At 62.3% G+C, this 13957-nt stretch carries 10 protein-coding genes and 1 pseudogene; 3 read left to right on the top strand and 8 right to left on the bottom strand.

Going from position 1 to position 13957, the window contains the following annotated elements; genetic code table 11:
- The first annotated feature begins 363 nt into the window (after positions 1-363).
- Positions 364-1935 carry a TerC family protein gene (locus RYH74_RS22845; RefSeq protein ID WP_075045362.1) on the top strand — a complete coding sequence of 524 codons (1572 nt, stop codon included), beginning with the start codon at positions 364-366 and terminating at the stop codon, positions 1933-1935.
- Here RYH74_RS22845 and rarD read toward each other — a convergent pair.
- Positions 1898-2785, bottom strand: coding sequence for an EamA family transporter RarD (gene rarD, locus RYH74_RS22840; protein ID WP_025339333.1), 888 nt, complete (start codon positions 2783-2785; stop codon positions 1898-1900). The two genes, RYH74_RS22845 and rarD, sit on opposite strands and share 38 nt — an antisense overlap.
- Before the next feature lie 32 nt (positions 2786-2817).
- Positions 2818-4404 (bottom strand): EAL domain-containing protein, encoded by a 1587-nt coding sequence (locus RYH74_RS22835; protein ID WP_085615482.1) that lies wholly within the window; start codon positions 4402-4404, stop codon positions 2818-2820.
- A 299-nt stretch (positions 4405-4703) separates the two neighbouring features.
- Between RYH74_RS22835 and hppD the strand changes: the two genes are divergently transcribed.
- On the top strand, positions 4704-5780 hold the full coding sequence (gene hppD, locus RYH74_RS22830; protein ID WP_025339331.1) for a 4-hydroxyphenylpyruvate dioxygenase: 1077 nt from the start codon (positions 4704-4706) through the stop codon (positions 5778-5780).
- Between the two features lie 40 nt (positions 5781-5820).
- Here the strand turns inward: hppD and RYH74_RS22825 are convergent, their stop codons facing one another.
- A complete protein-coding gene (locus tag RYH74_RS22825) occupies positions 5821-6606 on the bottom strand; it encodes a CSS-motif domain-containing protein (protein WP_075045359.1) in 786 nt (261 codons plus the stop codon).
- 133 nt (positions 6607-6739) lie between these two features.
- Entirely contained in the window at positions 6740-7420 is a 681-nt protein-coding gene (locus RYH74_RS22820) for a type 1 glutamine amidotransferase domain-containing protein (protein WP_317410195.1), read from the bottom strand.
- Between the two features lie 174 nt (positions 7421-7594).
- Between RYH74_RS22820 and RYH74_RS22815 the strand changes: the two genes are divergently transcribed.
- Positions 7595-9661, top strand: coding sequence for an ATP-binding protein (locus tag RYH74_RS22815; RefSeq protein ID WP_317410194.1), 2067 nt, complete (start codon positions 7595-7597; stop codon positions 9659-9661).
- Positions 9662-9667: 6 nt separating this feature from the next.
- On the opposite strand, the gene RYH74_RS22810 is transcribed toward RYH74_RS22815, so the two are convergent.
- The 4 genes and pseudogenes from RYH74_RS22810 to RYH74_RS22795 all read right to left on the bottom strand — a co-directional run bounded on the left by RYH74_RS22810 (position 9668) and on the right by RYH74_RS22795 (position 13461).
- Positions 9668-11284 carry a response regulator gene (locus RYH74_RS22810; protein WP_317410193.1) on the bottom strand — a complete coding sequence of 539 codons (1617 nt, stop codon included), beginning with the start codon at positions 11282-11284 and terminating at the stop codon, positions 9668-9670.
- 80 nt (positions 11285-11364) lie between these two features.
- A complete protein-coding gene (locus RYH74_RS22805) occupies positions 11365-12420 on the bottom strand; it encodes a tetratricopeptide repeat protein (RefSeq protein WP_317410192.1) in 1056 nt (351 codons plus the stop codon).
- A 416-nt stretch (positions 12421-12836) separates the two neighbouring features.
- Positions 12837-13121 carry a helix-turn-helix domain-containing protein gene (locus RYH74_RS22800; RefSeq protein ID WP_003260206.1) on the bottom strand — a complete coding sequence of 95 codons (285 nt, stop codon included), beginning with the start codon at positions 13119-13121 and terminating at the stop codon, positions 12837-12839.
- 13 nt (positions 13122-13134) lie between these two features.
- A pseudogene (locus tag RYH74_RS22795) lies at positions 13135-13461 on the bottom strand (type II toxin-antitoxin system RelE/ParE family toxin).
- Between the last annotated feature and the right edge of the window lie 496 nt (positions 13462-13957).

The raw sequence follows: 13957 nt of genomic DNA, 5'->3' as shown, positions 1-13957 counted from the left end.
CTGCGGTATTGAAGAAAAGTACCCACATTGGGCTTATGCCTTTCTGTGGGAGCGGCCTTGTGTCGCGAAAGGGCCGCAGAGCGGCCCCAGCGATGTTCGCAGAGATGCTGCAATCCAGGGGCTGCTGCGCAGCCCTTTCGCGACGCAAGGCCGCTCCCACAGGGGAATGAGTGGCTCTGGAGGGGGTTGTTACAGGTTTTGTAATAGTTTTGCGCTATTACGGAGAGCTGCTGTACTTGTAGGATCGTTTTCCCAATTTGCTATCAAGGTCCATATGAGCACCTTCGCGGAGCCCCCCAGTCCCCGGCCTTCAAGGCCTTCCTTCTCCCGTCCTCGTGACGCTGCCCTCGTGAGTACCCGCTAATGGAATGGCTAGCCGACCCCACGGCCTGGCTGGGCCTGCTGACGCTTATCGTCCTTGAGCTGGTGCTGGGTATCGACAACCTGGTGTTCATCGCCATCCTCGCCGACAAGCTGCCGCCGCATCAGCGCGACCGCGCGCGGGTCATTGGCCTGAGCCTGGCGCTGATCATGCGTCTGGGCCTGTTGGCGAGTATCTCGTGGATGGTCACCCTGACCGCGCCGTTGTTCGAGGTGTTCGACAAGAGCTTCTCCGGCCGTGACCTGATCATGCTGTTCGGTGGCGTGTTCCTGCTGTTCAAGGCCACCATGGAACTGCACGAACGCCTGGAAGGCCATGTGACCCAGGCCAGTGGCGCGGTGCGCCATGCTGCGTTCTGGCCGATCGTTGCGCAGATCGTGGTGCTCGATGCGGTGTTCTCGCTGGACGCGGTGATTACCGCGGTGGGCATGGTCGAGCATTTGTCGGTGATGATGATCGCGGTGATCTTCTCGATCGGCATCATGATCGTTGCCAGCAAGCCGCTGACCCGCTTCGTCAACGCCCATCCTACGGTGATCATGCTGTGCCTGGGCTTCCTGATGATGATCGGCTTCAGCCTTACCGCCGAAGGCCTGGGCTTCCATATCCCGAAAGGCTACTTGTACGCGGCCATCGGCTTCTCGATCCTGATCGAGCTGTTCAACCAGCTGGCCCGTGCCCGCCGCAAGCGCAGCCTGCAGCAGCACCGGCCGCTGCGTGAGCGCACCGCGCATGCCGTGCTGCGCCTGCTGGGTGGCCGCCGGGTCGAGGCGGATGAGGTGGGCGAGGAAATCGCCGACCTGGTCGAAGGCGGTGAGGAGCAGGTGCTGTTCGACCGCCGTGAACGGGTGATGATCAGTGGCGTGCTGAACCTGGCCGAGCGGCCGATCCGCACGGTGATGACCGCCCGCGCCGAGGTCGATGTGATCGACCTGGCGCAGCCGGCCGACGCGATTGCCCAGGCCCTGGCCAATTCGCCGTACTCGCGCCTGCCATTGATCCGCGATGGCCGCGTGGACGAGCCGCTGGGCTTCGTGCACAAGAAGGAGCTGCTCAAGGAACTGTTGTCGGGCAGCCAGCCCGATCTGGAAGGCATGGCCCGGGTACCGCTGAACCTGCTGGAAAGTTTCAGCATCCTCAACGCCCTGGAGCAGATGCGAGGCCAGTCGACGCACATTGCCTTCGTCGTCAACGAGTTCGGTGACTTCACCGGCCTGCTGACCATGACCGATATCCTCGAGTCGATTGCCGGCGAGCTGCCGGATGCCAGCGAGGTCGAAGGCCCGGGCATCGTCCAGGAAGGTGAAGGCTTTGTGGTCAGCGGTGCGTTGAACCTGACCCAGGTGCAGGCGCGTACCGGCTTCAGCGCCCGCGCCACCGAGGACTACCAGACCCTCGCGGGCCTGGTGATGAGCCTGCTCGACCGCCTGCCCATGGTGGGTGACCGCCTGGCCTGGAATGGCTGGACGCTGACCGTGGAGGCGGTCGAGGAGCGGCGGGTGCGCCAGGTTCGGCTTACACCGAGCGGCGACGTTGACGCAGCAGGTGCTTGAAGCCCTCGATGACCAGCACCAGCACCGCGGCCCAGATCGGCAGGTAGGTCAGCCACTGATCCGGGCCGATGGTTTCGCCCAGCAGCAGCGCCACGCCCACCAGCAGCACCGGTTCGACGTAGCTGAGCAGGCCGAACAGGCTGAACGGCAGCAGGCGGCTGGCCAGCACGTAGGCGATCAGGGCCGAGGCGCTGATCGCCCCGAGGATCGGTATCAACGCATACAGCCCGGGGTGTGCCTGCAGGTCGGCAGGGGAAAGCGGGCCCTGGATCACGAAGTACAACGCCCAGGGCAACAGCAGGCACATGTCGCACCACAGGCCGCCCAGGTGTTCGGTGCGGCAGCGCTTGCGCAACACGAAGTAGATCGGGTAGCCGATCGTCACCACCAGGGTTTCCCAGGCGAAACTGCCATGCTGGTACAGCTCGTGCCCCACGCCCAGCGCGGCGCAGGCCACGGCCACCTTCTGCAGGCGTGACAGGCGCTCGCCATACACCAGCCGCCCGGTCAGGACCATGGCCAGCGGCAGCAGGAAGTAGCCCATCGACACTTCCAGGCTGCGCCCGTGCAGGGGTGCCCAGAGGAACAGCCACAGCTGCACGCCCATCAGCCACGATGTGGCGACCATGCCCAGCAACAGCAGCGGCGTGCGTTTTACCCGGGCAAGCAGTTCACCCACCCGTTTCCAGTCTTTCGAGACAAGCATGAACAGGGTCAGGCAGGGCAGCGTCAACAGGGTGCGCCAGCCAAAGATCTCTTCGCCATCGAGCGGCGTGAGCAGAGAGGTATAGAAGTACATCACGGCGAACAGACAGGACGCCATGACCGACGAAAGAATGCCTTTTGACACGAATGCCTCGAATAGGGAATTGAGCGGGTGGATCAGCCGCGCATGATCTCAGGGGGCGCGGCTTGCGGCAACCGCGACGCAGCCGGGCGTGCCGCCAGCGCCTCGAGGAACTGGGCAGCCGGCATGGGCCTGGCGAACAGGTAGCCCTGCTGGAAGTCCACCTCGTGACGGGCCAGGTAGTCGCGCTGGGCTTCGGTTTCCACGCCCTCGGCAACGATGCCCAGGCCCAGCTTGGCCGACAGCTCGATGATGGTCTCGAGGATGTGCACCGACAGCGCGTCGGCACCGATCATGGCGACGAAGCTCTGGTCGATCTTCAGGTAGTCGACCTTGAACTGGCGCAGGTAGTTGAGGCTTGACTGGCCGGTGCCGAAGTCGTCCAGGGCAATCTTCACACCCATGGCGTCGAGCTTTTCGAACAGTTCCAGAGCCACCGGCGTGGCCTCGATCAGCTTGCGCTCGGTCAGTTCCAGGGTCAGCACCACCCGGCCTGGCGGGAAGTGCTGGAGGAAGGTGCGGCAGTCGTCCAGCAGGCTGAAGTCGCGGCAGTGGTCGGCAGTGATGTTGATGCCGATATGGAAACCGTCCTCCAGCAGCCCGGCATAGGGTGCCAGGTTCTGCGCGGTGTGCATCATCAGCGCACGGGTCATGGCGACGATCTGCCCGCTGTGTTCGGCGTAGGGGATGAACAGGTCGGGGCGTACCAGGCCTTCGCGCGGGTGGTTCCAGCGCATCAGCACTTCGGCGCCGGCCCAGCGGTAGTCGCCCTTGCGCACCACCGGCTGGAAGTACGGCAGGAACTCGTCGGCCTCCAGGGCCCGACGCAGTTCGGCACGGGGCGAGGTGGCGCGGCGAACCTGCCAGCGGCACACCAGGGCGGCCACCGCGCCCAGTACCAGCAGCAAGCCGAACAGGGCGGGGTAGTGGCTGCGCCACAGCTGGCCTTGCTTGTCGGCGCCGTAGCCGCCATGCACGCTGAACGGGTAACGGGTCGAGCCCAGCTGCACATTCGCGCTGGCCGCGGCAGGGGGCACGCCCTTGTGCACGATGCCATCCTTGCCCAGCCAGGCATCGCCCACGCGGATCTGCAGCTCTTCATCGGGGCCGATCAGGCGCAGCGCCGTCAGCAGGTGTTCGCCATCCACCGTACTGATCGCGCCGCGATCGCCGTCGCTGGCCCGATACACCAGCAGCGGGTGGCCCGGGGTGACCGAGTTGCCGTCCATCAGCCACAGCTTGCCGTCGATGTAGTCACCGGGGTTGACCGGCTCGTCGAATGCGCCGAACAGCGACGTGCAATAAAGGGTGTTGTGCCGGAACAGGTTGGTCGAGCGTACGAAGGCTTTGCGCGTGACCTGGGCGCGCAGCATGAGCTGGGCCTCGTCGCACGGGCTGTCGACAAGTGGCAGCAGGGCATTGGCAGCGCTGGACAGGTTGTCGAGAATGCGCTCGACGTGTTCCACCACCTGGCGGGCGGTGGCCTGGCTGCTGGCCTGCATTTCGCGCTCGATCTGCCAGTTCATCACGGCCAGGCCGCACGCCACCGGCAGCACGCCGACGACCCAGGGCAACAGGGTGCGCCAGCCGAAGCCGGCGCGGCGTTTGACGGTAAGGGGCATGCTGACCTGATCTGTAGGAAGGATTACGAGAGGATAGCCGCTTGTCGGAAGCCGTGAGCAACTAAAGCGCGACAAACCATTTTACGCAATGTAGAATCGATTTACGAATACAACAATAAGGTCCTTCGATACCGAAGGATCAAGCCCGCCGAGAATGGGTCCATATGACATACCATGGGTTCAAGCTGATAATAGGTGACTTCCTCGCCCGCAGCGTGCGGGGTATCCCGTGCTCACCGCCGTTTCCGTGCCACATCCCACGCAATCAATAATTTTTCGCTGCAGATGAGGACACGAACATGGCTGATATCTTCGACAATCCAATGGGCCTGATGGGCTTCGAATTCATCGAACTGGCTTCGCCGACCCCTGGCGTACTCGAGCCGGTATTCCAGATGCTGGGCTTCACCAAGGTGGCTACCCACCGTTCCAAGGATGTGCACCTGTATCGCCAGGGTGACATCAACCTGATCCTGAACAACGAACCCAAGAGCATCGCCTCGTACTTCGCCGCCGAACACGGCCCGTCGGTATGCGGCATGGCGTTCCGCGTGCGCAACGCGCACGAGGCCTATGCCCGCGCCCTGGAACTGGGCGCCCAGCCGGTGGAAATCGAAACCGGGCCGATGGAGCTGCGCCTGCCGGCGATCAAGGGTATCGGCGGTGCGCCGCTGTATCTGATCGACCGTTTCGAGGAAGGCAGCTCGATCTACGATATCGACTTCAAGTTCATCGAGGGTGTGGATCGCAACCCGGTGGGTGCCGGCCTGAAGATCATCGACCACCTCACCCACAACGTTTATCGCGGGCGCATGTCGTACTGGGCCGGCTTCTACGAGAAGCTGTTCAACTTCCGCGAAATCCGCTACTTCGACATCAAGGGTGAGTACACCGGCCTGACTTCGCGTGCCATGACCGCACCGGATGGCATGATCCGTATCCCGCTGAACGAAGAATCGTCCAAGGGCTCCGGGCAGATCGAAGAGTTCCTGATGCAGTTCAACGGCGAAGGCATCCAGCACGTCGCCTTCCTGACCGATGACCTGCTCAAGACCTGGGACGCCCTCAAGGGCTTCGGCATGCGTTTCATGACTGCACCGCCGCAAACCTACTACGAGATGCTCGAAGAGCGCCTGCCAGGTCACGGCGAGCCGGTAGACCAGTTGAAAGCACGCGGCATCCTCCTCGATGGCGCCTCCCAGCCTGACGACAAGCGCCTGCTGCTGCAGATCTTCTCCGAGACCTTGCTCGGCCCGGTGTTCTTCGAGTTCATCCAGCGCAAGGGTGACGACGGCTTTGGCGAGGGCAACTTCAAGGCCCTGTTCGAATCGATCGAGCGCGACCAGGTACGCCGTGGTGTGCTGAGCACCGACTGATCCCCGAGAGTACCGCCGTCACGATTCGATGGCGGCGGTATCAACCCTTCTTCTTGCCCGAAATGGTCAGGCCCAGGTACATGATGAACATGCTGGCGACCCCTACCAGTACCAGCGAGGGCAGCACCTGGTGAAGGGATAGGCGAAACTCCTGGGCGGCGTACCCTTTTGGGTAGCCGCCGATCACCATGTAGCCATATTTCTGGGACACCGTTCGCTCGGTGAATTCGGCCTGGGAGGGGCGTCGTGCGTCGCGGCTGTCTCCCTCGCTCCAGATATACAGGTCGTTGAACTCCAGAAGCAATGTCAGGCCGTCCTGGAAAGCACGCAGCTCGTCACGCAACTGCCGACCGTATGCAGTTGCGATTATCCCGGGGTCGCTGTGCGGTCTCTGGATCTTGATGATCGCCGCGTTAGGCGACGATGGCGCGTCGAATGCCAGCTCCGTCTGCCGTCCGGACAGGGAAAAAGCCGAGATATAAGCCAACGGGTCCATGTCCGTCGCACAATAGGCTTGTTGGTCGCGGGTGAGTATCAATGAACGAAGATGTGGGCTGTTGGCGACTCTCTGCTCCAGCGTACCGAGCACTTCGTCACAGGGCTTGCCTGCCAATGGCAGGATCATGTCCAGATCGGCTTCCATGCGGCCCAATGCCTGGTCGATGCTGAAAACCGCTTCTTGAACAGAAACCTTGGCATTCTCCTCAAGTTTTCTTTCCAACTGATAGTCCATCATCAGTAACCCGGATAGCACCGGTATTGCGCCGATGGACAATATCAGCAGTAGTTTCCGCCAGTTGATGCCGAGACTCGGTATTGCTGCCATAGGACCGCCGCTCCGTTGAACCTTGCTGTTCGGGTTGAACAGGTCAGCGCTGATCCTATGTGCTTGATGACGCCCCCGGCTGTAGGCCAAAAGTGTTGCAGTTTTACAGAAAAGCAGAACCTCGTTGTCGGCTTTACTTCAGCTTAGCGAGCACTTTTTCGGCCAGTAGTGCCGTGGAGGCGGGGTTCTGCCCGGTGATCAGACGATCATCGGACACCACGAACGGTTGCCACGGGTCATCATGCTTGCTGTAGTTGCCGCCGCGCGCGCCCAGCTCGTTTTCGGTCAGGAAGGGGACCACCTTGTCCAGTTCGACCAGTTTCTCCTCGGTATTGGAGAAGCCGGTTACCTGACGGTCCTTGAGCAACAGGCTGTTGTCGCTGAGCTTGATGTTCAGCAGCCCGACAACACCATGGCAGACCGCTGCGACTATGCCCTTGTTCTCGTAGACCCGGCGTGCCAGGTCTTGCAGCGGCTGGTTGTCGGGAAAGTCATACATCACCCCGTGCCCGCCGGTGTAGTAAATGACGCGGTACTCTTCGGCCTTTACCTGGCCAGGGCTCAAGGTGTTGCCCAGGCGGGTCATGAAGCGCTTGTCGTCATACCACTGCCAGTCCAGGTCGGGGGCCATTTGCAGGCTATGCGGGTCGACGGGTACGTAGCCGCCCAGCGGGCTGACATAATCGACCGTATAACCGGCTTTCTCGACTTTTTCGACAAAGTGCACGGCTTCCCCCAGCCACAACCCGGTCGCCCGTTTGAGGGTCGGATACTTGGCTGTATTGGTCAGCACCACCAGCATTTTCTTGCTCATGACCACGCTCCCGTCGGCAACCTGAATGGGCCGTTGCTCCCTGGCCCGAGGGAAAACCTAATGAGCATAGCTCCCAGGTGCAAGTACGCCATATTGCGTGGCGTGTGTTGTGCTACCGTGAACCACATTCACGGGGCGCCCGTACTTTTCCTGAACCATGCTGGAGTCACGATAGTGGTCGAAAACGGTACGCCGCGCGAGCCTGCGTCGCCGGTCATTCTGCAGGCGCCTGTGCTGGCACCGATCGACCCCATGGGCGAACGGATTGCACTGTTCGACTGGGGGCGCACATCGCTCGGGCCGCTGCCGCGCTGGCCGGCCTCGTTGCGCATTGCCGTCGACATGATGCACTTGTCACCGTTCCCGTGTGCCGTGGTCTGGGGGCCAGACCTCAACGTTGTCCACAATGCTGGCTACCGGGCGTTGCGGCCGGTTGCCCCGGATGCATTGGGCATGGCCTTCGATGCGCTTTGGAGCGATGTATGGCCGGCGATGGGGCCGTGGGTGTTCAAGGCGCTCGAAGGGCACTCGAGTTTTGTCGAGGACCCACCACTGCGTATTGGCTGCGGCGAAGGCGGGGAGCCGTTGTGGTGTGCGTTCGGCTACACACCGTTGCGCGATGAACTGGGCAACGTGGCAGGTTTTCTGCACGCGGTGATCGAGACCACGGCCAGCGTCGAGGCGCACAGCCACTGGCGCGAGCAGGCGCAAGGCTTCGAGCAGCAGTTCGAGCGACACCTGGTGGAGCGCGAGCAGTTCTGGCAGTTGTCGCGTGATGCGATGATGACGGTTACGCCCGAGCTGAAGGTGCATGCCGCCAACCCCGCCTGGTACCGCATTCTGGGCTGGGCCGAGGAGCAGGTACAGGGTGTTCCGGTATTGGACCTGGTACATCCGGCCGATCGCGCCGAGGTTGAGGTGGCGGTTTCCGGGTGCCTGCAATACCGCAATGCCGAGCAGATTGAGACGCGCCTGCGTCACTGCGATGGCCATTACCACTGTTTTCGCTGGAGTGCGCGGTTCGATGGCAGCATGCTGACTGCCGTTGGCCGGGACATCACCGAGGAGCATGAAGAGGCCGCGCGTCAATCCGAAGCCCTGATGCGCAACAACGAACGCCTGGAAGTGGTTGGCCAGTTGGCCGGGGGCATGGGCCATGAACTGAACAACTTGTTGTCCGGCATCGGCGGCAGCCTGGAGTTGCTGCAACGGCGCCTGCAGGAAGGACGGCTGGAGCGCGTGGAGACCTATGTCGAGGTGGCGCGTGATTCGGTGCAGCGTGCCATGGAGCTGACCCATCGCTTGCTGGCGTTTTCCCGTCATCAACCTTTGGCGCCCAGGCCGCTGGACTTCAACCGGCAATTGCGCTTGAGCGAACCACTGCTGCGCAGCACGCTGGGCGCCGAGATGCGTTTGCACTGGCAGCTGGATGTCACGCCGTGGGCGGTGAACCTTGATGTTTCCCAGCTTGAAAATGCCTTGATCAATCTTTGCACCAACGCCCGCGAAGCGTGCCTGGATCGCGGCAATGTCACGCTGCGCAGTGTCAACCAGCGGCTGACGACGTGTTTCCCGGATGAGGGCGGCCTGCCGCCAGGCGACTACGTGGCCTTGCATGTGGAGGATGATGGCCGCGGCATGCCGGCGGTGGACATTGCCAGGGCCTTTGAACCGTTCTTCACCACCAAGCCGGTCGGGCGTGGCTCAGGGCTTGGCTTGTCGATGGTGTATGGGTTTGTCGGCCAGTCGGGGGGCTACGCCTGGATCGAGTCGGAGCCGAACCAGGGCACCAAGGTCTGCATGCTTTTCCCAAGGTGCCATGACCCGGTACCCGAGGCGCCCGCGCTGGTGCAGCGCTCGCAGCGCCTGGCCGGGGGGCAGCGCCTGTTGCTGGTCGATGACGAGCTCGGTTTGCGTGCGGTGATGCGCGAGTACCTGACCGAGCGTGGTTTCGAGGTCATTGATGTGGGCGACGCCAATAGTGCGCTGGAGCGCTTCCGCCATGACGGCCCGTTCGACCTGGTAATCACCGACATCGGCTTGCCGGGTGGTTTCAGTGGCCGCCAGGTGGCCAAGGCCATGCGCATGCAGCTGCCGTTGCAGAAGATCCTGTTCATCACCGGCTATGCGGGTCAGCCGATCGAAGCGCAGTTGCTCGAGCAGCCGGGCACGGCATTGATGAACAAGCCGTTCGCGCTGGCGGACTTGGTGGATGAGGCGCTACGCATGCTGGAGGAGTGAAGCGGTTCAGGGCTTGCCCAGTATCTGGGTCACCTGGGCCTGCAGCTGCTTCAGCTCGAAGGGCTTGCAGATCAGGTGCATGCCCGCCTCCAGGAAACCCTCGCGGGCCATGGCCGTTTCCGCATAGCCGGTGATGAACAGTACTGGCAAGCGTGGGCGCAGGTTGCGTGCAATCTCGGCCAACTGGCGGCCATTCATGCCGGGCAAGCCGACATCGCTGACCAGCAGATCCACCGGTTGAGTCGAACGCAAAACCTTCAGGCCTTCGTTGGCGTCGGCGGCACTGTGGCAGGCGAAGCCATCCTCGCGCAGGGCCTGGCATAGCAATTGGCGTACATGCGGGTCGTCCTCGACCACCAGCACGTGATTGCCCTGGTAGCCTCGCACGGGCTGCACGGGTTTGACCGGTGCCTGGTCCTGGTCGACATGGCGCGGCAGGTACAGGTCCACCCGGGTCCCTTGGCCGATCTGGCTGTGCAGGGTGACATGGCCGTGGGATTGCTTGCTGAAGCCGTACACCATCGACAGGCCCAGGCCGATGCCCTGGCCGATCGCCTTGGTGCTGAAGAACGGCTCGAAGGCATGCTCCAGCGTGCTTTGCGCCATGCCCTGGCCGTCATCGACAATTCGCAGGCGTACATAGTCGCCGGCGCACAGGGCACCGCCGGGGAATTGCCCAACGCCGATGTGCTGGTTACTTGCCTCGATGCGCAGCTGGCCGCCGCTGGGCATGGCTTCGCAGGCATTGAGCAGCACGTTGTCGAGGGCTTCCTGCAACTGCTGGTCATCGGCTTCGACCGACCACAGGCCCTTGGCGATTTGCACGTGCAGGTTCACGGCCGGGCTCAGGCAAGCCTTCAAACGCTTGGCCTGGAGTAGGTCGTGCAGGTCGACCTGCTGGCTGTGCAGCGATTGCCGGGAAGAGAAAGCCAGCAGGCGGTGGGTCAGGCGGGCGGCGCGTGACACTGCCTCGCGGCCCATGCGCAGCACGTTGTCCAGGCCATCGCTGCGGCCCTGGCGCAAGCGCCGGTCGATCAGCTCGAAGCTGCCGCCAATGCTGGTGAGCAGGTTGTTGAAGTCATGAGCGACCCCCCCGGCCAGTTGGCCGATGGCCTCCATCTTGCGCGTCTGGTGGCGGGCGAACTCGCTGCGCTGCTGGTCTTCGCCGGGAGGCGCGGCCTGGGCGTCAAGGCGTTGCTGCAGGTCCCGCAGCTGGTCGCGCACCAGGTACTGCCGGCGCCGGTTGCGCAGGGCGGACTGGGTCGTGTGCAGCAGCTGGGCGTTTTCGAACGGTGCGACCAGCAGGACCAGGTTGCCCACCGGGTGGTTGGTCGAGCCCTTGGCCGCTTGGCTCCCTTGACCGAGCAGCACGATGGGCAGGTCCGACCAGCACGGTTGCTGGTCGATGAATGCCTGCAGCAACGCGCTTGGGCCCTGTTTGAACACTTGCTCGGCAATGATCGCCAGGCCCGCGCCTTCGGCCAGGCAGGCTTGCAGGTTGGCCAGGTCGACCGCGCACAGGCTGTCGATGCCCGCAGAAGCGAGCAGGCGAGCGGTATCCGCGGCTATTGGCGGGGGCGCCAGGATCAATGCACGTTCGTCCAGCGCCAACGAACTGGCCAAAACGACTCTCCTGCAGGGTGGTCTGATATCCACTGGACCTTGGGCACAGCCCCAGGGTTCAACAAATTTTCGGACGTTGCCTACAGACCCTGTTGCAGCACGGGGTCGTCCGGGTTCTGCCGCTCCAGTTCGGCCAGCAGTACCTGCACGTTCTGCAACTGGCCGGTTTCCTTCCAGTACTGGATCAGCAACACCCGTGCCCGGCGATTGGCCGGCTGGCGGCTGAGCACGGTTTCCAGTTGCTTTTGCGCGGCGTCGAGTTGTTCCAGTTCATGCAGGGTGACCGCCAGTGTATAGCGGTAGTCGGCGTTGTCCGGGTCCAGCTCGACCGCGCGTGACAAGGCCAGCAAGGCGTATTCGCGCTGCTCGTGACGGTTCAGCCAGAGCCCCAGTTCGTACTGCAGAAAGGCTGAGTCGGGGCTCAGCGCCAGGGCTTTGCCCAGTACCTGACGCGAGGCGTCGTGATGGCCTTGGCGTTCCAGCAGGCGTACCTGGGTCGCCAGTGCGTCGAGGTTGCCTGGCGCTACCGTCAGGGCCCGCTGCAGGGCTGTGGCGGCCAGGGTGTAGTCGTTTTCGTGCAGGTACAGGCGCGCCAGGTGGACCTGGGCGTCTGCGTCTTCGGGTTGTTGCTCCAGAGCCTGCTGGTATTGCTCCAGGGCGACCTGCAGCGGGCCGAAATACAGGCCGATGTCATCCGGGGCAAGGCCGAGCAGGGCATCTACCGCGGCAAAGCGTACGCTTTGCTCGTCGTCATCCAGCAGCGGGCCGAGTACCAGGCTGCGCTGCGCCGCCGGCAGCAGGCGGCGGATGCCGGCAATGGCTGCACGGCGCACCAGCGGGTCGGCATGTTCCAGGTCCTGGCGGGCGAGTTTCAATGCCTGGGGCGAAGGGTAGTTGGGCAGTTCGGCATACAAGGCCGCTCGGCGGATGGGTGGCAGGTCGGTGCGCTGCAACTGTTGGTACAGCACCCGTGCAGCGCCGGGTTGGCCCTCATGGGCCTGGCGCAGGGCCTTGTCGTAGCTGTGCGCGGGCAGGGTTGGCGGGGCTGGCGGAGTGTCGCGCCACAGGTAGCCGAACAGGGCCGATACCAGGATCAACAGCAACAGGGCGATCAGGTAGCGGTTGCGTCTGGGCATCGGACGATCCGTGGCGGCGGGAAGGGCAGAGCTTGGGCTAGCCGGGGGGTAAATGCAACCAGGTGCCTGTCTCGACATTTTCTGCGCCTGTGAGACCGAGCGCCGCCCGCGCGGCGCATCGCCGGCAAGCCAGCTCCCACATCTGTTTCGGGCCAGTCTCTTCTGTGCCTGGCGCGCGCGACCCCTTGTTTGTACGACACGATATCGAAGGTAGCGCTGCTGCTCTTCTGCATTCTCCAGACATGCACCCAGGGTGCGAGTGCGCAGAAGCCAGGAGTAACTGGCCCGAAACAGATGTGGGAGCAACTGTCTTTAGAAATTTATTTTCCGCATTAGTAGAGAATCGATCCTCGTTCGCCTCAGTTCGGTGCGGGTTGAAAACGGCAAGGCCTGGCCTTCATGGTCCAGCCACCGATTCAGGCGAGCTTTTCCTTCACCGTGAAATCCACTTCCAGATCGGCATTGGCCAGCAGATTTACCAAGGCATCCAGGGAAAACTTGTCAATCTTCCCATTCAACAGCTCACTCAAGCGCGGTTGAGTGACATGTAGCCGACGCGCCGCATCCTTCTGAGGTAGATCCCAGGCACGCACCGTCTTGACCAAAATCCGCATCAACTGCGAGCGCAGCCTAAGGTTGTCGGCCTCTTCTGGCGTATCAGCCAACGCGTCCCATACAGATGCCGAGCGTTCATTCGCCATTGTTGATCACCTCTCAGTCCAGCGACTTGAAACGGGCTTTCGCCACATCAATATCGCGCTTATCCGTCTTTTCAGTTGTCTTGCGGAATGCATGCAGGACATAGACAGCTTCCGGGCGGTTCACAACATAGAACACGCGAAAAGCACCGTCTTTACACTTGATGCGGATCTCCCGCACACCCCGCCCCACATTCTCCATCGACTTCTAGTCGGTAGGTTCTTCACCGGACTGGATCAAGTCCAGCTGATACCCAGCCCGCTGCCTCGCCACTGGTGGAAACCTGCGCACATCATCCTTGCTGCCGCCTACCCATTCGATAGGCTTCTGACCGTCCCACATGCCGCATACCCCTTCGCCATCGCTCCAATCGCCAGCTGCGCTTGCGCCTCATGCCTCACCCGTGTGTTTGGTCATGCCGCTGCACCTTTCTGGCGTACATGGAAATGCACAGATTCCAGGAGCCTGCACACAAATTATATCGATACCGATATAACATCAAGCCTGTAAATGTCCATTATCGACACCGACTAAAACAGAAAGGAATGGGCAACAGAAGTGAGGCAACTCACCTGAAAAGGCGAGCCGAGGACATTAAACCTGGTGTGCTTCCCAGCCAAGACAGCACCTTCCGACAGGTGCTGTAGGATAATTCGACAGGGCGTTCGAACTGAAGCATTTGGTTTCTGGTTCGGCAATGTCTTACAGCTCTAGAACCTAGGCGAGGGCTTTGCCCTCGATCGCCAGCAAGCCAGCTCCTACATGGTTCGCACCAACTTCAAGGCATGCACAAGCCAGCTTCCACAGGTGAACCACAGGTCTCAAAAGCGGTGGACCT

Source organism: Pseudomonas sp. LSJ-87, assembly GCF_032971465.1.
Taxonomy (GTDB): domain Bacteria; phylum Pseudomonadota; class Gammaproteobacteria; order Pseudomonadales; family Pseudomonadaceae; genus Aquipseudomonas; species Aquipseudomonas putida_Z.
The sequence above is the reverse complement of the archived record's forward strand: the minus strand, read 5'-3'. Positions and strand labels throughout refer to the sequence as shown.

Bases quoted from the DNA above. Each gene is read 5' to 3' on its own strand.
- RYH74_RS22845 (WP_075045362.1), top strand. From the start codon at position 364: ATGGAATGGCTAGCCGACCCCACGGCCTGGCTGGGCCTGCTGACGCTT.
- RYH74_RS22835 (WP_085615482.1), bottom strand. From the start codon at position 4,404: ATGCCCCTTACCGTCAAACGCCGCGCCGGCTTCGGCTGGCGCACCCTG.
- hppD (WP_025339331.1), top strand. From the start codon at position 4,704: ATGGCTGATATCTTCGACAATCCAATGGGCCTGATGGGCTTCGAATTC.
- RYH74_RS22825 (WP_075045359.1), bottom strand. From the start codon at position 6,606: ATGGCAGCAATACCGAGTCTCGGCATCAACTGGCGGAAACTACTGCTG.
- RYH74_RS22820 (WP_317410195.1), bottom strand. From the start codon at position 7,420: ATGAGCAAGAAAATGCTGGTGGTGCTGACCAATACAGCCAAGTATCCG.
- RYH74_RS22805 (WP_317410192.1), bottom strand. From the start codon at position 12,420: ATGCCCAGACGCAACCGCTACCTGATCGCCCTGTTGCTGTTGATCCTG.
- RYH74_RS22800 (WP_003260206.1), bottom strand. From the start codon at position 13,121: ATGGCGAATGAACGCTCGGCATCTGTATGGGACGCGTTGGCTGATACG.